Genomic DNA, 16953 nt, shown 5'->3' with positions numbered 1-16953 from the left:
GGGACAGGGCCACCGTAGCGACGTTACGGTGCCCCGATGGGCCTCTATCCGGAGATCGAACCGTACGACCACGGCATGCTCGACGTCGGTGACGGCAACCGCATCTACTGGGAGACCTGCGGCAACCCGCACGGCAAGCCCGCGGTGATGCTGCACGGCGGGCCCGGCTCCGGCTGTTCCCCGAGCTTCCGGCGCTACTTCGACCCGGCCGCATACCGCATCGTGCTGCTCGACCAGCGTGGCTGCGGGCGTTCGACGCCGCCGGCGAGCGCGTACGACACCGATATGAGCGTCAATACGACGCCGCACATCATCGCCGACCTGGAGCTGCTGCGGCGCCACCTCGGGATCGAGCGGTGGCTGGTGTGGGGCGTGTCGTGGGGGTCGGTGCTCGGGCTGCGGTACACACAGACGCACCCCGGTGCGGTGTCCGAGCTGGTGCTGACCGGTGTCGCGACCGGCTCGAACGCCGAAGTGGCCCTGATGACCAGGGGACTTGGCCGGATCTTCCCGGAGGCCTTCGAACGCTTCGTGGGCGAACTGCCCGTGGCCGAACGCGACGGAAACCTCGCCGCCGCGTACAACCGGCTGCTGGAGTCCCCCGATCCGGCGGTGCGGGAGCGGGCGGCGCGTGCCTGGACCGACTGGGAGACGGCGATCATCCCCGCGCCGCCGCGTTCGGTGGAACGCTATGAGGACCCGGCGTTCCGCATGGGCTTCGCCCGCACGGTGACGCACTACTGGGGCAACGACCACCTGCTGGGCGAGGGCGTCGACGACGAGGTCGTCCTGCGCGACGCCCATCTGCTGAAGGGCATCCCCGGCACCCTCGTCCAGGGCGCCCTCGACTTCGGCAACCTGCTCGGCATCGTCTGGCGGCTGCACCACGCCTGGCCGGGCAGCGAGCTGGTGGTGGTCGACGAGGCCGGGCACAACGCGGGTGCGCCCGGGATGACGGAGATGTTGGTGGCGGCGACGGACAAGTACGCCGCACGCTAAGGGGCTTCCTCGGCCTCGCCGAACAGGTGCCGCACTGTCGAGCGGTAGTTGGCCCGTACGTGGCTGAGGGCGTGGGCGCGCGCCCGGTCCGGGTCGCCGGAGGCGATCGATTCGTACAACTCCCGGTGTTCGGTGAGAAGTTGGGGCCACTCCTCGTTCTGCCGGGTGAGCCAGCGCAGGCGGCCGTCGACCGGTTCCATGACCGAGATGAGCAGGCTGTTGCCCGCCATCGCCAGGATGCGGTCGTGGAAACGGGTGTTGACGTCGGTGATGGTCTCGGCGTCCCCGGCCTCGGTGGCGTCGGCCGCGCTGCGCAGCAGGTCCCGCAGCTCCGCCAGTGCCTCGGGCGTCGCGCGTGACGCGGCCAGGCCGGCCGCGTAGACCTCCAACGCCTCGCGGAGCTCGAACAGTTCCTTGACGTCGGTCGGGGTGAGCCGGCGTACGACCGTGCGCCGCGGTGTCTCGAAGAGCACGAACCCTTCCGCGACCAACGCCCGGATCGCTTCGCGGACCGGCACACGCGAGACCCCGAACCGCTCGGCCAGCTCGCGCTCGACCAGCCGGTCGCCGGGGCGGAGGCGGCCCGCGATGATGTCCTGCCGCAGCGCGGCCAGGACGCGCTCGCGCACGGCTCCGAGAGGTTCGATCTTCGTCATGGGGCCATCTTCGCCGACCCCGGGTGTCTTTTACTCAGCGTTAACAACAGCGACATCGGTCGGAACGGTTGACGGCGGGACCATGTCGGCAGTTTGGTATACCAAAATGCTTCACCTCTACGCCTGCAAGCTCCCCACACCCGCACAAAGGCCGCCGTATCCCCTTCCGTCCCCTGGAGGCCCCGTGTCCCTCGCCGACCGTGCCGAAGCCGCCGGCACGACAGCGTTCGTCCCCGACCCACGCCTCACCAACGAAGACCTCGCGCCCGCGGGCAAGCGCAACTGGAAGGTCTTCGACCTCTTCGCCATGTGGATGTCCGACGTCCACAACCTCGGCAACTACACCTTCGCCGCGGGCCTGCTCTTCCTCGGCATGAACGTCTGGCAGATCTTCACGTCGCTGCTCATCGGCTTCGTGATCATCTACGTCGGGATGAACATGATGGGCCGCATCGGCCAGCGCACCGGCGTCCCCTTCCCGGTCGTCAGCCGTATCGGCTTCGGCGTCTGGGGCGCCAACATCCCCGCACTGATCAGGGCCGTCATCGCCATCATGTGGTACGGCATCCAGACCTATCTCGCCTCCGTCGCCGTCAACGTGATGCTGCTGGCGGCCTGGCCGGGCCTGGAGTCCTGGACGCACAGCTCGTTCCTGGGGCTCGACGCGCTGGGCTGGGTGTCGTTCGTGGCCCTGTGGCTGGTCCAGGCGATGATCATCAGCCGGGGCATGGAGTCCGTACGGAAGTTCCAGGACTTCTGCGGCCCGGCGATCTGGGTGGTGATGATCGCACTGGCGGTCTGGATCCTGGCCGAGGCCGACTGGACCATCTCCCTGACCAGCACCCCGCACCCGGTGTCGGTGGGTGAGCAGTGGCGCCAGTGGTTCGGCGCGGTCGGCCTGGTGCTGGCGACGTACGGCACCCTGATGCTCAACTTCTGCGACTTCTCCCGCTTCGCACCCGACTACCGCACCGTCAAGCGCGGCAACTTCTGGGGCCTGCCCGTCAACTCCACGGCGTTCGTGATCCTGTCGGTCGTCGTCACCGCGGGCGCGTACGAGGTGTTCGGCAAGGAGATCACCGACCCCGCCTACCTCGTCGCCGAGATCGGCAACACCTGGGTCCTGGTCGTGGGTGCCCTGACGTTCGCCATCGCCACCATGGGCGTCAACATCGTCGCCAACTTCGTCTCACCGGCGTACGACCTCGCCAACGTCTGGCCGCAGAAGATCACCTTCAAGGTCGGCGGCATGATCAGCACGGTCGCGGCGCTGCTCGTGACCCCCTGGAACCTGTTCTCCAACCCGACGGTCGTCAACTACTTCCTGGGCGGCCTCGGCGCCTTCCTGGGCCCGCTGTTCGGCGTCATCATGGTCGACTACTACTGGGTCAAGCGCGGCCGCGTCGACGTGAACGAACTGTTCAACGCCGAGCCCGGCTCCCGCTACTACTACCGCAAGGGCGTCAACCCCAAGGCGCTGTGGGCGTTCCTGCCGGCCGCGGCGGTCGCGGCGGTGCTCGCGCTGGTGAAGACGTTCAGCGACGTGGCGCCGTACTCGTGGTTCATCGGCACGGCCCTGGCGGCCGGGCTGTACGCGGTCCTGTGCCGACGCGAGCGCAGCGTGGTGGAGGGCTGAACGAGTGCGGATCGTCGTCACCAACTGCAACACCACGCAGGAGATGACCGAGGAGATCGTACGAGGTGCCCGGGCCGCCGCAGGCCCGGGCACCACCGTGACCGGGCTGACCCCCTCCTGGGGCCCTGAGTCCGCGGAGGGCTGGCTCGACAGCTACCTGTCGGCGGCGGCTGTCCTGGACGCACTGCGGACGTACGAGGGACCGCCGTACGACGCGGTCGTCATGGCCGGCTTCGGGGAGCACGGGCGCGAAGGCGCACGGGAGCTGCTGGACGTACCCGTCGTCGACATCACGGAGGCCGCGGCGCATCTGGCCTGCCTGCTGGGCCGGCGGTACGGCGTCGTCACCACGCTGGAGCGGTCGTGCGGGCAGATCGAGGACAGCCTGGAGACGGCAGGGGTGGGGCGGAACTGTGTCGCCGTCGTCGGCACGGGGCTGGGCGTCCTCGACCTCGGCGACACCGACCGTACCGAGGCCGCGTTCCTGGCGGCCGCCGAACGGGCGCGGGCGGCTGGGGCCGAGGTACTGGTGCTGGGGTGCGCCGGGATGACGGGGCTGCAGCGGGCGGTGGGGGAGAAGCTGGGGGTGCCGGTCGTCGACGGGGTGGGGGCGGCGGTGCGGTTGGCGGAGTCGCTGGTCGGGCTGGGGCTGACCACGAGCCGGGCGGGGAGTTATGCGAGGCCGGTGCGGAAGAGGCGGGAGTGGGGGCGGGGCGTGGGGTGACCGGGAGCTCACGGCCGCCACACGTACCGCACGTCCGGCTCCTGCTCCTCGTTCCCGCTGCCGTCGGTGCGCTCTACGGCGACGAAGCCGTGGCGTTCGTAGAAGCGGTGGGCGGGCGTGTTGACCTGGAAGGTCCACAGCGTCAGGCCCTGCGGACTGCGCTCCTTGGCGAGCGCGACGAACCGGTCACCGATGCCGCGGCCGCGCCAGTCGGGGTGGAGATACAGCTGGGACAGCTCGGCCCCGGCGAGCACCATCACGCCCACGACGCCGTCCGCCGACTCCGCGACCCAGGTCTCCCGGAGGGGCACCACGACCTCTTGGAAGTAGGCGCGCACCTCGTCATCGGTGCGAGGCCGGACGACGGTCGGCAGCGCGGCGGCGAAGGAACGCAGCCAGACGTCGGCCGCGAGGCGCGCGTCGGCGGCTTCGGCTCGGCGCAGGACGACCGTCATGAGCGCGCCCCGGAGGCGTGGGAGTAGATGGGCGGTGGAAGGAGCGCGGGGACGGTGACGCGCTGGATCAAGGGAGCTCCTGAGAGGGCCGACTGTGCACAACTCACCGATCCTCCAGCCCGGTTGCCGATCCCGCATCCGAATTTACGCGCGCCCGCGTCACACGGCCGGAAGACCGTCGTACGGACTCTCCACCCGCCATCCCCCTTCCCGCGCGACTCGCTCGAAGACGCCGATCTTGTACGCGAGCCCCTCCGGCTCCCCGATGTCACACGACCAGTGGGCCTTGGCCCATTCCTCCGCCCCGCGCACCAACGGCCGCCCGCGCACGGCCAGATGCAACGCCAGAGTCGAGCGCGCATACACCCGTACGACATCCCGCTCTTCCCTCATACGCCGGTACCGCTCGGTCTCGCGCAGGCGCAGCTGCCCACGGTCGCTTCCGGCGACGAGGAGCGGGACCAACTGCCCCTCGGTGTCGGCCACCAGGAACGTCACCTCACCCTCCTCGTTCTCCCGGACCTCGTACCGAGGCAGATACGACAGCCGGGCGAGCCCCAGCGCATGCTTCCACGAGGTGACCCACAGCCCTCGGCCGAGGTAGTAGCGGACCGTCGGCTGCCAGGTCCAGTACGTGTCCAGACGGAACCCGTGCAGCCCTTCGGCGCGGCAGGTGTCGTACACCATGTCCAGTGCGGCCGAGGCGAGTCCTTGCCGGCGGGCGACGGGATGGACGTACAGCGACGAGATGCGCACCGCGCCCACGCCCACGGGCCAGGTGTCGACGGCGATGGTCCCCATGGGCCCGCCGCCCGGCGAGCAGATCCAGTACCTCCTGCGGAGGTCGTCGTCGTGTCTGTGCTCACGCCCGTCCGAGCCCAGCCGGAGCCGCCACCGCTTCTCGCTCGACACGGTGAGCGACTCCGGGTCGACGCACTCGCCGAGGGCACCTTCGGCGAGTGAGGCGAGGTCCCAGAGCTCGAACCGACGGCCTTCATCGAAGGCGACAGGACACAACTCGGCGCGGGCTGCGAGGCGTTCGTGCACACGGGCGACTTGATCATCCTTCATGGGCCCGGAGCGTAGGGATGTGGCAACTTGCCGGCCCGGCGCCCTCGGAGCTTCACCCGGGGATGTCATCCGGGCGATGGACCGCACTCCCGTTCACGCAGCTGGCGTTCGCACTCCTGTGCAAGGTCCGGGTACGCCTTGGAGATGGCCGCGTAGACCCTGCGCCGCAGCAGATCCTCCACAGCCGCGCGTCCGATGCGCCCGAACAACTCGTCGAGGATCTCGTCGTAGCGAGTCAGCCGATGGCGCAGGTAGTTGACCTTCCAGCGGTCGAGCGCGCCGGGCTCGGCGCTCTCCACCGTGGCCGGATCCGCCACGTGCCCCCATCGCCACAACGCCCGCTCCTCGTCCCGGCGATTGCGGTGCTCGACCGCCAGCGTTGCCAGCGTGTGCGGGGCGAGCCGCGGCACATCGATGGGTTCCGCCGCGATCCGCGCCAACACCTCCCGCCGCCTGCGCAGAGCGGCAGCCCGCGCTGCGGCGGACCGTCGCGCGGCAGCGGCCGAAGCGGCCCGGAACTCCTCACTCCGCTCCGCGGCTTCGGCGCGCTCGGTGCGGTAGAGGCGGGTCTGCGGGGCGGAGCGGAAGTACGGATTGGTGCGCAGTTGATCGGGTTCGCCGAGCAGTTGCCGCACCATGCCGGGAGTCCAGCCGCGAGCCCGCAGTCCGGCGACGGACAGGTAGGCGCAGGTCGGCTGCGGGTCTTGGCCGGCGTGGGCCTCTTGACCCTTGTGATCCTTCTCGTGCGTCGTCATCACTGCTTCCCCCGTCATCGTTACGCTGAGTGACGAGTTCATTGGTAACGCGCACCACTGACAATCGCCCTCGCGGCGACTCCGGAGGTCGGCGCGAGACGTCAGGCCGTCAGGGTCAACCGTCGGCGGTCAGAGGCGTACTCAACCGCCGGAACCGTCAGGACCCCTCCGGGGGCGGGAAGCCTGCGCGAGGCACTGACCTCGCTGAGTCGTTGATCCACTTCACGCGGGGCACGTTGCACACGTACAGCATCGGTCTAGAGCGCGGTTCGGAGACCGGCGCACCTACAGTCCAGACCCTCGCATGCATCTCATCAACAACACCATCCGCCCCTTCACCACCACCTGGCTGCCCTACGGGAGCCGTTGCTGCGGATCGTGGAGAGACGGGGCGGTATTCCAGGGGCGGACTTCGGAGGGGCGGCGACGGGGTGAGGCCCAGAGTCCCGGGGCGGGCGGCGACTGCGTAATCGTGTGGAGCCATGGCACACAGCTACATACGCTGCACACATGCCCTCCCGTGACGACGCCACCTTCCTCAACACCACCGCCGACCGCCTGGCCGCTCTCCCCACGGTCCAGGCAGTCGCCCTCGGCGGCTCGCGCGCCCAGGGCACGGAACGTCCCGAGAGCGACTGGGATCTGGCCATCTATTACCGGGACGCCTTCGACCCCGCCGGCCTGCGCGCGGTCGGCTGGGAGGGCGAGGTCACCGAGATCGGGGCTTGGGGCGGCGGCGTATTCAACGGCGGCGCCTGGCTGACGATCGAGGGCAGGCGCGTGGACGTCCACTATCGGGATCTCGACGTCGTGGAGCACGAGTTGGCGGAGGCGGAGGCGGGGCGCTTCCGTGTCGAACCGCTGATGTTCCACCTGGCGGGCATTCCGACATACCTGCTCGTCGCCGAACTCGCCGTCAACAAGGTGCTGCGGGGCGAGTTGCCGCGCCCCGCAGCCTATCCGTCGGCGCTGCGCGAGAACGCCCCGGCACGGTGGTACGGCATGGCCGCGGCCACCCTTGCGTACGCGAAGGCGGGACACGCACCCAAGGGCGACCTCACCCAGGTCGCGGGCGCGATCGCCCTGGCCGCGGCGCAGACGGCACATGCGGTGCTGGCGGCGCGCGGGGAGTGGGTCACCAACGAGAAGGGCCTCGTCGAGCGGGCCGGGCTGCAGGAAGTCGACGTACTGGTGGGGAATCTGACGCGCGATCCGGAGGCGCTCGCCCGGTCGGTCACCGAGGCCGAGATGCTCCTCGGCCGGGCCGTGGAGGTGGCCCGCCGATGACCACTTCCTGGCTGGGCGACCCGATCGACGCTCGCCCGTTGTTCGGTTCGGAGCTGGGAGCACTCCTCGACACCTTGCGTGGCCTGCGGCCCGCTGACTGGAGCAGAACGGCACTCCCGCGCTGGACCGTGCATGACCTCGCCGCCCACATCCTCGGCGACTACTGCGGACGCCTCGGTCGCACCCCAGGCGGATACCGGCGTGCCTTCACGCCTGGAGAGACGCTGGAGGCGTTCATCCACCGCACCAATCAGGAATGGGTCGACCTCCACGCCGACGACAGCCCCGCCTCGCTCATCGGTGCCCTGGAAGAGGCCGGGACCCAACTCGCCCAGCGATTCGCCACCGCCGACCTCGAAGCGCCCGCCCTGGGCGTGTCGTGGGCAGGAGCCGACCCGGCGCCAGGATGGCTGGACATCGCCCGGGAGTTCACCGAGCACTGGACACACCGGCAGCAGATCCGCCATGCCATCGGCCGCGACACCGACCCGGAACCGCACGCCTTGTCCACGGTCCTGGACACCTTCATGCGGGCCCTGCCCCACACTCTGCGGCATACGACAGCACCTGCCGGGGCCCAAATCGAAGTGATCGCCGAGGGGCCGGCCGGCGGCAGGTGGACCGCCACCGCCACTGCGGACCGCTGGTCACTGGCCGAGCCGCCCAGCGGCAGGCCGACCGCAGCGGTACTCCTGGATACAGAGACCGCCTGGCGCCTGTGCACACGTGGCATCGAGCCCGCCACTGCCCTCGGCCGAGCCCGCGTCCAGGGAGAGCGCCGACTTGCCGAAGCTGCGTGCAAGGTCGTGGCCATCGTCTACTGATCAGTGTTGGGTGAACTGGACCCGGGTCGGCTGTACGGCGTCCGGGCGTATTGCGACGCCGTTGACGGTCAGTTGTTCTCCGTAGATGTCGGTGAGCCTTAGCGGGCCGCCGCAGCCGGTGCCGTCGGCGGAGAGGAAGTAGTTGTAGTCCGTACGGGAGAGCTGACGCCAGCCGCTGCCGACGCCGACCTCCAGCCGGGCCAGCGGGTTGCGGTGGCCGATCGCCTGGATGCCGCACCAGTGGCGGCTGGACCCGGTCTTGTACCGGATCGAGACCGTGTCGGATGTGCTGAGGCTCAGCAGGCTCCAGGTGATCGGAATCCGGCCGGCGGAGAGGTCGGCGAGTTTGGCGAAGGCCTGTTTGCTGAGGTCGAGTTGCCCGGGCGCACAGGGCAGCGGGCATTCGTTGGTGATCCGGACCGTTACGGAGGCGCCGCCGACCGCACGGACCAGCACGTACGCCCCGCACGCCTTGGACGACTCGTAGTCCGTGTGGTTCATCGCCGCGACCATGAGGTCGGGGCTCGGGCCGTACAGGCAGGCGCCGTCGCCGTCTCCCGCGTCGTAGTGGGTCGCGACGCCCCGGTAGGTGACCTCGGGCTGAATCCGTCCCGCCAGTGATGCTGTGCCGGAAGCCGGGCGTTGGGCGGGTTTGGGGGTGCTCCTGGGCGACGGCCGCGCCGACGAGGTGGTCGCGGTGGGCGTCGGGGTCGGGGACGCTGTGGACGGCGTCGGCTTTGGCTTCGTTGGCGAGGCGCTCACCTGGGTGCCGGCGACGGGCGTGGCCGTGGCCTGCACGGTATTGGCATCCCGGTCGGGGCGGAGAGCCACGACCAGCGAGACGACGAGCACGGTGGCCGCCACGGCGACAGTGGAGACGAGGGCGGTGCGTCGCCGCTTGCGGAGCGGACGGCGGTGGGAAGGGGATGCCACGGATGAGTCCTTACGTGGTTCGGGAGAACACGGCTTCCGACTCATCAGTGGTCACCGGGGCCGGAAAGGTTGCCGAGCTTTCAGCGGCGGTGCGGTAGGAGAAACTCCGTCCATACGGTCTTGCCGGGTGCCGCCGGGCGAGGGGTGACGCCCCAGTCGTTCGCGAGGGCTGCGATGAGGAGCAGACCGGGGTCCGATTCGGCGTCCGTGCCGGGGGCGTTCGGCGCGGGGAGTCTCTCGCTGCGGGTGTCGGTGACCTCGACGCGGATGACTTTCTCGGCTTCGCTGAAGGTGAGGTGGAGGTGGAAGTCGCGGCCGGGGACGTGGCCGTGAGTGACGGCGTTCGCGGCGAGCTCCGCCGTGATCAGGGTGACCATCTCGTTGGTGGGTGAGGCATAGGGAAGGCCCCAGTCGTGCAGGCGGTGGGAGGTCAGGCGGCGGGCCAGGCGTGCACCGCGCGGGGTGGAGGTGAACTGCATGGCGAACTCGCGTGCGAGTGCGGGCTGTTGGGCCGTGTGCCTTTGTGGGGGAGTCGCTGACTTCATGTGGTCAACAGTTACTGACTGTGCGTAGCGTTGGACAGGAGCGATGTGCTGACCGGTGGCCGCTCCACGTGGCTGCGGTGCAGTCGTACACGGGTGAGGCGTGACCGGCCATCTGCGCGGCGTGTTGGTCCTGGAACGGTGGCGGCATACGGGAGGTGCCGGGCGTGGAAGCCGAGGGTGGCGGCGAGTACGAGGCTGGGGCGGGCATCCTCGCCGTGTTCGGGCGGCAACTGAAACTGTGCCGAGAGCGGGCCGGGCTTGATCGGGCGGAGCTGGGGGCGCGGACCGGGTATTCGTCGTCGACGATCGCCTCGTTCGAGCAGGGGAGGCGGATCCCGCCACCCAGGTTCATCGACCAGGCGGACGAAGTGCTGGGTGCAGGCGGGGTGTTGAGCGCCGGGAAGGAGGAAGTGGCTCGCGCTCAGTATCCGGCCTTCTTCCGGGACGCGGCGCGGTTGGAGGCGCAGGCGGTTGAGTTGCATGTGTACGCGACTCAGGCGGCGCCAGGGCTGTTGCAGACGGAGGAATACGCCCGGGCCGTGTGCGTCATGTGGCGGCCGTTGTTGGACGAGGCGGTGATTGAACAGCGGGTGGCCGCTCGATTGGCGCGGCAGGAGATCTTCACCCGGCGTCCGGCGCCTCACCTGAGCTTCGTGATCGAGGAGGCCGTCCTCCATCGTCCGCTCGGCGGTGAGGCTGTCTGGCGCGGCCAGCTGGAGCAGTTCCTCCTGGCTGGGCAGAAACGCAACGTCGAGATCCAGGTGATGCCGCTCTCTCATGTGGAACATGCGGGATTGGCCGGCCCGTTCACCTTGATGGAGACCAAAGAGGGGCGGAGGATCGCCTACACGGAGGTCCAAGGGGACAGCCGTGTCCACACGGAGCGTGGGAAGGTTCGGGAGCTTGAGGCGGCGTACGGAGTCCTCCGGGCGCAGGCGCTCACACCGGCTGAATCGCTCGCGTTGATCGAGAAGCTTTTGGGAGAGAGATGAGCGGGGAAGTGGTCGGGCCGGACACGGCCGACCTGGCTTGGTTCAAGAGCAGCTACAGCGCCGGCAATGGTGGCGAGTGCGTCGAGGTGGCCGCCGCGAGGGGCGTCCTGCACGTCCGCGACTCGAAGGACAAGACCGGCCCCGTCCTGCGCCTCACGCCGAACGCCTGGACCGAGTTCGTCGACTTCGCTGCCCGCCGGGCGTGATCCTTGCAGTGCCCCGTGACCGCGCTGTCGGTCACGGGGCACTGTCATGCCGGATTGCGTACATAAAGAACACGGTATCCAGGCCAAGTGTCACCTCGGGGAAATGATTGCGCCCCATTTTCTCCGGATCCCCGATCTACGGTGGGTCCTACTGAGTCCCACCCATCGCCCGGCCACCGTCGCCCGAAGGCACACCCCCGCCCTCAACGAGACGACAGGAGCCCCGTGTCCCGCCCCACCCCCGCGTTCCACCTTCCGCCCTGGCTCGCCCACGCCCTCCGCGCCCAGCGGGGTCCCGTGCCCTGGCCCGCGGTTGTACGAGGCGCCCTGTCCAGCGGGCCGTTACTGCTTGTTGCCGTGCTCGCCGACCGCACCTCCCTCGGTGTGGTAGCCGCCATCGCCGCCATGCTCGCCGGTATCAACGACCGCCCCGGCAGCCGGCGGGCCTCCGTCAGGCGGCTCGGGGTGCCTGCGCTCGCGGGAGCCGGTGGGATGCTCGTCGGGACGTATGCAGGGGACCATGTCGGGGTCGTGGCCTTGAGCGTTCTCCTCACCCTTGTCGGGCTGGTCGCCGGCGGCATGAGTGCCGTGGGGCCCGTTGCCTCCGGGGCCGGGACCCAGCTGCTCGTCGCCGCTGCCATCGGGGCCGGGATGCCGTTGCCCGACGAAGGGTGGCAGCGGGCTCTCGCCTATCTCGCGGGGGCCGGGTGGCTGCTCGGGCTGCGGCTGGTGCTGCCGACGCCCGGGGCGATCGCCGGGGACTTCCGGTTCGACGGGGAGCGGGAGGCCGTGGCCGACGTGTACGACGCCGTCGCCGGGCTTCTCGACGCCGTCGGTACCGCGCACGCCACCGCCCGCCGTGCCGCCCTCACCGCCGCCCTCGATCATGCGCAGGACGCCCTCGCCGGGCCCCGGCTGCGGCGGTACGCCAGTTCCGCGGCCGAGCGGCGACTGCATGCGCAGTACGCCGCTGCCCTTCCCCTCGCCGAGGCCGCCACCGCGCTCGCGTGGGCGGGGGAGACCCTCTCCGAGCGGGCCTCCGAAGGGCCCCGGCGACTCGCCGCCGCCGTACGCGGCAGCACGCACACCGGGCCGCTGCCCGCGCCCAACCGGAACGCCCCCGCCCTGCGCGCTCTCGACGACGCCCTGCTGCACGCCGCCGAGGCCTTCGACCGGGGCAAGGGGGCCGACCTGCACACCCGGAGGCGTACGGCCGGGGCTCTGCTTCGCACCGTCTTCGGAGCCGGCGGGCGGGAGTACGGGCTGCGTGTCGGCCTCTGCTTCGGGGCCAGCGCCGCTGTCGCCCAGGCCCTGCATCACGCCCAGTGGTACGGGCAGCACGAGCACTGGTACTGGCTTCCCGCCACCGCCGTCTTCCTCGTCAAGCCCGACCTCGGGCCGCTCGCCTCGCGTGTGCTGAACCGGGCCGCGGGGACCGTTCTGGGGGCCCTCGTCTTCGCGGGCTTCGCCGCCGTCCTGCCCCGGCCCGAGGGGCTCATCGCGCTCGTCGCCGTCAGCGGTGCGCTCATTCCCGTGGCCACGCGGCACTTCGCCGCGCAGACCGCCGTCGTGACCGTCCTCGTCCTCGCCCTGGTGATGGTGGGCGGCGAGCCGCAGGCCTCCGTCAGCCGGATCGGGGAGACGCTGCTGGCCTGCGCGATCGTGCTGATCGTCGGGCATCTGCCGGTGCCGGGACAGCGGGGCGGGGGTGTGCGGGCCCGGCTCGCTGCGGCGGGCGGCGCGGCTCAGGCGTACCTCGCCCACGTTCTGCACGAGCCCGACGCCGACTCCGACACCCGCGCCGTCCGCTGGACCCTCCGCCGCGAGGCCTACCGGGCCCTCGCCGAGGCTCGTGCCGCCATCGCCCTCGCCGCCGCCGAACTCCCCGCGCTCGCCCGGCACTCGGAAGGCGCGGACGAGATCGTCGCCGTCCTCGAACGGCTCGTCGACACGACCACCGCGTGTGCCGTCCACCTCGACGACGCCGGCCGGCTCACCCCCCGGCACGCCGATCAGCTCACCGAGCTCCTCGATGAACTCGCCAAGCGGCGTGATCGCGTGGGGCTGGGACTGCCCGACCTGCCCATCGCCGTGTAGGGCCCGGACCACGAGGGCTGTCCCCGGCCTCCGTCCCCCGCCCGGCCCGGGTCCGCCCCGCCCCGCGACACGGTCGCGACGCCGGGGATGCGCGGTTCGGCTCACGTCCCGGCACGACACCGTCGTACGTTGGCCCCATGACGCCTTCTCCCGCGGAAGCTGATCTCATCATCACCGGATGCACCGTCCTCGTGCACGACGATCAGGAGCGGATCGGGTTCGAGGAGGACGCCGCCGTCGTCGTACGGGACCGAGTCGTCGAGGCCGTCATCGGCGCCGCCGAAGCCGAGGGCCTGGCGGCGCGCGAACGCCTCGACGCCCGCGGGCAGGTCGCCATGCCCGGGCTCGTCAACTGCCATACCCATGCCCCGATGGTCGCCCTGCGCGGAGTCGCCGAGGACCTGCCCACCGAGGAATGGTTCAACGACGTCGTCTGGCCCGTCGAGTCCAACCTCACCGAGAAGGACGTCGAGTTGGGCGCGCGGCTCGCCTGCGCCGAGATGATCCGGGCCGGCGTCACCTGCTTCGCGGACCACTACTTCGCCATGGACTCGGTCGCCGCGGTGGTCGAGGAGTGCGGGATGCGGGCGCACCTCGGCGAGGCCTACTTCTCCTCCCAGGGGCCCCAAGGGCGGGAGAAATCACTGGAGTTCGCGCTACGGCATCGGGGCGGCGCCGACGGCCGTATCACCACCGCCCTCGCCCCGCACGCCCCCTACACCGTCGACGACGCCGACCTGGCCGCCACCGCCGAACTCGCCCGCGAGCACGGCCTCCCCGTCCACATCCACGCCTCCGAGAACCGCGACCAGGCCGACACCAGCCTCGCCCGCCACGGCGTCACCCCCATCGAGGTCCTGGAACGGACCGGGCTCCTCGACGTCGACGTCCTCATCGCCCACGGCACCGGCATCCTCGACCGCGACCTGCCCGTGCTCCGGAACGCCACGGGCCGTGTCGCCGTCGCCACCGCACCCCGCGGCTACCTCAAGTTCGCCTGGCCCACCACCACCCCCGTACGCGCTCTGCGCGCCATCGGCATCCCCGTCGGACTCGCCACCGACGGCGCCGCCTCCAACAACTCCCTCGATGTGTGGGAGTCGATGGCGCTCACCGCCCTCATCCAGAAGTCGACCGAGGGCGACCCCCGCTGGCTGACGGCACGCCAGGCCCTGCACCACGCCACACTGCAGAGCGCCCGCGCGGTCGGACTCGGTGACACCGTCGGCCGTATCGCACCGGGGCGGCGGGCCGACATCGTCCTGGTCGACCTCAGCGGCCCGCACACCCAGCCCGTCCACGACCTCGCCGCCACCCTGGTGCACAGCGCCCGCTCCTCCGACGTCCGCACGACCATCGTGGACGGGCGGGTCCTGATGCGCGACCGGGAGTTGCTGACGATCGATGTGCCCGCGGTGGTGAGGGAGTTGGGGCAGCGGATGCCCGCGCTCCTGGACCGGAGCCACGGCAAGCGCATCCAGGAGTACGACACCTAGGTCCCAGAAAATCTTCCGGAACCGCGATGAGTTCCGCCCCGCCCAACGGTCACCAACCGCAACGGGACCATTGCACAGGAGGGACCATGTCGCTTCCGGAGATCGCCTCGCGTGAGGAGTGGCGCAAGGCGCGGCAGGAACTGCTGGTCAGGGAGAAGGCGGTGACACGCGCGCGTGATGCGCTCAATGCCGAGCGGCGTCGGCTGCCCATGGTCGAGGTCGACACGGAGTACGTGTTCGAGGGCGGTGACGGCAAGGCCACCCTGCTCGACCTCTTCGCGGATCGCGATCAGCTCGTCGTCCACCACTTCATGTTCGCGCCCGAATGGGACGCCGGCTGCCGCAGCTGCTCGGCGTTCCTCGACCAGGTCGGGCATCTCGCGCACCTGCACGCGCGCGGGACGTCGTTGGCGGCCGTGTCCAGAGCGCCGTACACGAAGATCCTGCCGTTCAAGGCGCGGATGGGCTGGACGCTGCCCTGGTACTCGTCGTACGGCAGCGACTTCAACCATGACTTCGAGGTGACCCTGGAACGTGCCGGGGAACTCGTCGAACGGCCGGGCGTGAGCTGTTTCCTGCGGGTCCGCGACCGCGTCTTCCACACCTACTCCACGTACGAGCGCGGCCTGGACGGGCTCGGCTCCACCACCAGCTTCCTGGACCTCACCGCCCTGGGCCGGCAGGAGGAGTGGGAGGAGCCCAAGGGGCGGGCGTCGGCCCTCGGGGCGCCTGCGGGCAGTGAACGGATCCGGTATCACGACGAGTACGAGGAGTGAAGCGGAGCGTAGCGGCAAACCCGGAAGCGGAGAGACGCTCCTCACATTCCAACGTGAACGCGTGTCAACTACGTCTCAGTCCCGTCACTTCCCGAGGCGATTCACCTCTGTAAGGCGTTAACTCCAACAAGTACGACGCTTACTGGAGGTGCGAGATGGTGAACGGGCGAAGGGTGCTCGAACGCTTTCCCGCAGGCGGGCCGCGGGGCTCGTGGCCGGCGGAGGAGTTCGCGCAGGCGCGCCGGCTGGAGGGCCTGCCCGCCGAGGTCGTCATGGACCTCGCGACGGACACGTTCCTGGTGATCGTCCGGGGTGGCGACGGTACCGAGTGAGTCGGCCGGCTCGCCCTCGGGCGGGCGCCTCAGGCGCTGACCGCCCGTGACCACGTCGGCGTCGTGCCCATGATCCGGCACAGCGCCAGATAGAGCGGGATCGGCGGCGTGTAGGGGAACGTGCCTTCCGGGCGGTGGATGAGGCGCGGGGTCTCCGGGACGAGCGCGCCGGTGGCGTACCGCGCGGGGGCGGGCCATTCCAGGGCGTAGTCGGAGTCGGACGGAACCAGCCACCACCAGTGCGCCTCGTCGGCGTAGATGCACCCCACACGGGGCAGCCGGGGCAGTACGAGGGGTCCGAAGCGAGCGGGCACCGCCACCGCGTCGCATCCCAGCGGGGCCGTCATACCGTCCGGCACGGACAGCCGCCGGGGCGTGTCCGGGGTGCGCAGCCCGCGACCCAGACGGACCAGGGTGTCCAGACTGAGCACCTGTCCGCCCCCGGAGGCAGCCGTCAGACCCATTCGGCCCCCGTTTCGCGGTGCGTCGCGTCCGGCGCCCCGCGGTGCGCCTCGTCCTCCTCGTCCGAGCCGCCGGACGGACCCGGCTTGGGGCGGGCGCCCCAGCCGAGATCGTCGTGGGGGGCGTCGGCCTGGCGCGGCAGCTCTGCCCAGACCAGCAGGCCGGGGCCGTGCTCCTGGGCGCCCCAGGAGTGCGACAGGGAGTCGACGAGGAGCAGTCCCCTCCCGTGCTCCTCCTCGGGCCGCCGCGGGGACGGGTGCGGAGCGCCCGGAGCGCACCCCTCGTCACGCACCGCTATGCGCACCACGTCGTCGCCGTCGTGCACCTCGCAGACGACGACCTCGCTCGCGGTGTGCATGATCGCGTTGGTGACCAGCTCCGACACCACCAGGGCGGCCGTGTCGCAGGTGTCCTCGCACACCGACCAGCCGGTCAGCCGGGTACGCGTCAGGCGTCTGGCCTGAGCGGGGGAACCCGGATGTGCGGCCAGTTCGAAGCGGAACCGGCGCTCGGCAGCTGCCCTGAGGGGGCCGGCTCCCGAAGCGGAACCGAGGCCGAAGCGGCCTGCGGCGGCGTCTGTTCCTAAGGGTGCGGACGGAATCACGCTTGCCACTATCGCCCCGGCGTGAACACTTGGCAAGTGTCACTCTGAAAATTGCAGAGTGCCGTGTGACGCGATGAAGGGTCGTGGCACACTGCTCGCAACA

General features: G+C 70.5%; 19 protein-coding genes. 11 read left to right on the top strand and 8 right to left on the bottom strand.

The annotated features are described in order from the left end of the window. Nucleotides 1-36: 36 nt before the first annotated feature. Nucleotides 37-999 (top strand): prolyl aminopeptidase, encoded by a 963-nt coding sequence (gene pip / locus ACFVJQ_RS01480; protein WP_385509267.1) that lies wholly within the window; start codon nucleotides 37-39, stop codon nucleotides 997-999. Here the strand turns inward: pip and ACFVJQ_RS01475 are convergent. Continuing rightward, nucleotides 996-1655: a GntR family transcriptional regulator gene (locus ACFVJQ_RS01475; RefSeq protein ID WP_385509266.1), complete on the bottom strand. Its 660-nt coding sequence runs from the start codon at nucleotides 1653-1655 to the stop codon at nucleotides 996-998. The two genes, pip and ACFVJQ_RS01475, sit on opposite strands and share 4 nt — an antisense overlap. Nucleotides 1656-1839: 184 nt before the next feature. Between ACFVJQ_RS01475 and ACFVJQ_RS01470 the strand changes: the two genes are divergently transcribed. Both ACFVJQ_RS01470 and ACFVJQ_RS01465 read left to right on the top strand, forming a co-directional pair. Next, a complete protein-coding gene (locus ACFVJQ_RS01470) occupies nucleotides 1840-3291 on the top strand; it encodes an NCS1 family nucleobase:cation symporter-1 (protein ID WP_385780089.1) in 1452 nt (483 codons plus the stop codon). A 4-nt stretch (nucleotides 3292-3295) separates the two neighbouring features. After that, nucleotides 3296-4015, top strand: a complete 720-nt coding sequence (locus ACFVJQ_RS01465; RefSeq protein WP_385780086.1) for an aspartate/glutamate racemase family protein — start codon at nucleotides 3296-3298, stop codon at nucleotides 4013-4015. Between the two features lie 8 nt (nucleotides 4016-4023). Here the strand turns inward: ACFVJQ_RS01465 and ACFVJQ_RS01460 are convergent, their stop codons facing one another. The 3 genes from ACFVJQ_RS01460 to ACFVJQ_RS01450 all read right to left on the bottom strand — a co-directional run bounded on the left by ACFVJQ_RS01460 (nucleotide 4024) and on the right by ACFVJQ_RS01450 (nucleotide 6296). Then, a complete protein-coding gene (locus ACFVJQ_RS01460) occupies nucleotides 4024-4470 on the bottom strand; it encodes a GNAT family N-acetyltransferase (protein WP_385780083.1) in 447 nt (148 codons plus the stop codon). A 159-nt stretch (nucleotides 4471-4629) separates the two neighbouring features. After that, on the bottom strand, nucleotides 4630-5541 hold the full coding sequence (locus ACFVJQ_RS01455) for a GNAT family N-acetyltransferase (RefSeq protein ID WP_385780080.1): 912 nt from the start codon (nucleotides 5539-5541) through the stop codon (nucleotides 4630-4632). Between the two features lie 65 nt (nucleotides 5542-5606). After that, the gene (locus ACFVJQ_RS01450; protein WP_385780076.1) at nucleotides 5607-6296 is read right to left on the bottom strand and encodes a hypothetical protein; all 690 of its coding nucleotides are present in this window, start codon (nucleotides 6294-6296) and stop codon (nucleotides 5607-5609) included. A 510-nt stretch (nucleotides 6297-6806) separates the two neighbouring features. Between ACFVJQ_RS01450 and ACFVJQ_RS01445 the strand changes: the two genes are divergently transcribed. Both ACFVJQ_RS01445 and ACFVJQ_RS01440 read left to right on the top strand, forming a co-directional pair. Next, entirely contained in the window at nucleotides 6807-7583 is a 777-nt protein-coding gene (locus ACFVJQ_RS01445; protein WP_385780073.1) for a nucleotidyltransferase domain-containing protein, read from the top strand. Then, a complete protein-coding gene (locus ACFVJQ_RS01440) occupies nucleotides 7580-8407 on the top strand; it encodes a maleylpyruvate isomerase family mycothiol-dependent enzyme (RefSeq protein WP_385780070.1) in 828 nt (275 codons plus the stop codon). Before ACFVJQ_RS01445 ends, ACFVJQ_RS01440 begins: the two co-directional genes overlap by 4 nt. Here the strand turns inward: ACFVJQ_RS01440 and ACFVJQ_RS01435 are convergent, their stop codons facing one another. Both ACFVJQ_RS01435 and ACFVJQ_RS01430 read right to left on the bottom strand, forming a co-directional pair. Beyond that, nucleotides 8408-9340: an expansin EXLX1 family cellulose-binding protein gene (locus ACFVJQ_RS01435; protein WP_385780067.1), complete on the bottom strand. Its 933-nt coding sequence runs from the start codon at nucleotides 9338-9340 to the stop codon at nucleotides 8408-8410. 80 nt (nucleotides 9341-9420) lie between these two features. After that, the gene (locus ACFVJQ_RS01430; protein ID WP_385780064.1) at nucleotides 9421-9885 is read right to left on the bottom strand and encodes an ATP-binding protein; all 465 of its coding nucleotides are present in this window, start codon (nucleotides 9883-9885) and stop codon (nucleotides 9421-9423) included. 164 nt (nucleotides 9886-10049) lie between these two features. Here ACFVJQ_RS01430 and ACFVJQ_RS01425 point away from each other — a divergent pair, with 164 nt between their 5' ends. The 6 genes from ACFVJQ_RS01425 (at nucleotide 10050) to ACFVJQ_RS01400 (ending at nucleotide 15784) form a co-directional block, all read left to right on the top strand. After that, on the top strand, nucleotides 10050-10877 hold the full coding sequence (locus tag ACFVJQ_RS01425) for a helix-turn-helix domain-containing protein (RefSeq protein ID WP_385780061.1): 828 nt from the start codon (nucleotides 10050-10052) through the stop codon (nucleotides 10875-10877). Continuing rightward, nucleotides 10874-11083 carry a DUF397 domain-containing protein gene (locus ACFVJQ_RS01420; protein WP_385780058.1) on the top strand — a complete coding sequence of 70 codons (210 nt, stop codon included), beginning with the start codon at nucleotides 10874-10876 and terminating at the stop codon, nucleotides 11081-11083. Before ACFVJQ_RS01425 ends, ACFVJQ_RS01420 begins: the two co-directional genes overlap by 4 nt. 225 nt (nucleotides 11084-11308) lie before the next feature. After that, entirely contained in the window at nucleotides 11309-13180 is a 1872-nt protein-coding gene (locus tag ACFVJQ_RS01415; RefSeq protein WP_385780055.1) for an FUSC family protein, read from the top strand. A 137-nt stretch (nucleotides 13181-13317) separates the two neighbouring features. After that, nucleotides 13318-14676 carry an amidohydrolase gene (locus ACFVJQ_RS01410; protein WP_385780052.1) on the top strand — a complete coding sequence of 453 codons (1359 nt, stop codon included), beginning with the start codon at nucleotides 13318-13320 and terminating at the stop codon, nucleotides 14674-14676. An 86-nt stretch (nucleotides 14677-14762) separates the two neighbouring features. Then, nucleotides 14763-15452 (top strand): DUF899 domain-containing protein, encoded by a 690-nt coding sequence (locus ACFVJQ_RS01405; RefSeq protein ID WP_385509231.1) that lies wholly within the window; start codon nucleotides 14763-14765, stop codon nucleotides 15450-15452. A gap of 155 nt (nucleotides 15453-15607) precedes the next feature. Beyond that, nucleotides 15608-15784, top strand: coding sequence for a hypothetical protein (locus ACFVJQ_RS01400; protein WP_385509230.1), 177 nt, complete (start codon nucleotides 15608-15610; stop codon nucleotides 15782-15784). Nucleotides 15785-15813: 29 nt separating this feature from the next. Here ACFVJQ_RS01400 and ACFVJQ_RS01395 read toward each other — a convergent pair whose 3' ends face one another. Together ACFVJQ_RS01395 and ACFVJQ_RS01390 are read right to left on the bottom strand one after the other, a co-directional pair. After that, nucleotides 15814-16248 carry a hypothetical protein gene (locus tag ACFVJQ_RS01395; RefSeq protein WP_224735282.1) on the bottom strand — a complete coding sequence of 145 codons (435 nt, stop codon included), beginning with the start codon at nucleotides 16246-16248 and terminating at the stop codon, nucleotides 15814-15816. Next, nucleotides 16239-16859 carry an ATP-binding protein gene (locus ACFVJQ_RS01390; RefSeq protein ID WP_385509229.1) on the bottom strand — a complete coding sequence of 207 codons (621 nt, stop codon included), beginning with the start codon at nucleotides 16857-16859 and terminating at the stop codon, nucleotides 16239-16241. Before ACFVJQ_RS01390 ends, ACFVJQ_RS01395 begins: the two co-directional genes overlap by 10 nt. Nucleotides 16860-16953: the final 94 nt, after the last annotated feature.

This window comes from Streptomyces sp. NPDC127197, assembly GCF_042672405.1.
Classification (GTDB): Bacteria; Actinomycetota; Actinomycetes; order Streptomycetales; family Streptomycetaceae; genus Streptomyces; species Streptomyces flavusporus.
Note: the sequence above shows the minus strand (reverse complement) of the source record. Positions and strands in the feature narration are given on the sequence as shown.

Excerpts from the sequence above, each read along its gene's own strand:
- pip (WP_385509267.1), top strand. The coding sequence starts at position 37 with ATGGGCCTCTATCCGGAGATCGAACCGTACGACCACGGCATGCTCGAC.
- ACFVJQ_RS01475 (WP_385509266.1), bottom strand. The coding sequence starts at position 1,655 with ATGACGAAGATCGAACCTCTCGGAGCCGTGCGCGAGCGCGTCCTGGCC.
- ACFVJQ_RS01460 (WP_385780083.1), bottom strand. The coding sequence starts at position 4,470 with ATGACGGTCGTCCTGCGCCGAGCCGAAGCCGCCGACGCGCGCCTCGCG.
- ACFVJQ_RS01455 (WP_385780080.1), bottom strand. The coding sequence starts at position 5,541 with ATGAAGGATGATCAAGTCGCCCGTGTGCACGAACGCCTCGCAGCCCGC.
- ACFVJQ_RS01450 (WP_385780076.1), bottom strand. The coding sequence starts at position 6,296 with ATGACGACGCACGAGAAGGATCACAAGGGTCAAGAGGCCCACGCCGGC.
- ACFVJQ_RS01445 (WP_385780073.1), top strand. The coding sequence starts at position 6,807 with ATGCCCTCCCGTGACGACGCCACCTTCCTCAACACCACCGCCGACCGC.
- ACFVJQ_RS01440 (WP_385780070.1), top strand. The coding sequence starts at position 7,580 with ATGACCACTTCCTGGCTGGGCGACCCGATCGACGCTCGCCCGTTGTTC.
- ACFVJQ_RS01430 (WP_385780064.1), bottom strand. The coding sequence starts at position 9,885 with ATGAAGTCAGCGACTCCCCCACAAAGGCACACGGCCCAACAGCCCGCA.
- ACFVJQ_RS01420 (WP_385780058.1), top strand. The coding sequence starts at position 10,874 with ATGAGCGGGGAAGTGGTCGGGCCGGACACGGCCGACCTGGCTTGGTTC.
- ACFVJQ_RS01410 (WP_385780052.1), top strand. The coding sequence starts at position 13,318 with ATGACGCCTTCTCCCGCGGAAGCTGATCTCATCATCACCGGATGCACC.
- ACFVJQ_RS01405 (WP_385509231.1), top strand. The coding sequence starts at position 14,763 with ATGTCGCTTCCGGAGATCGCCTCGCGTGAGGAGTGGCGCAAGGCGCGG.
- ACFVJQ_RS01400 (WP_385509230.1), top strand. The coding sequence starts at position 15,608 with ATGGTGAACGGGCGAAGGGTGCTCGAACGCTTTCCCGCAGGCGGGCCG.
- ACFVJQ_RS01395 (WP_224735282.1), bottom strand. The coding sequence starts at position 16,248 with ATGGGTCTGACGGCTGCCTCCGGGGGCGGACAGGTGCTCAGTCTGGAC.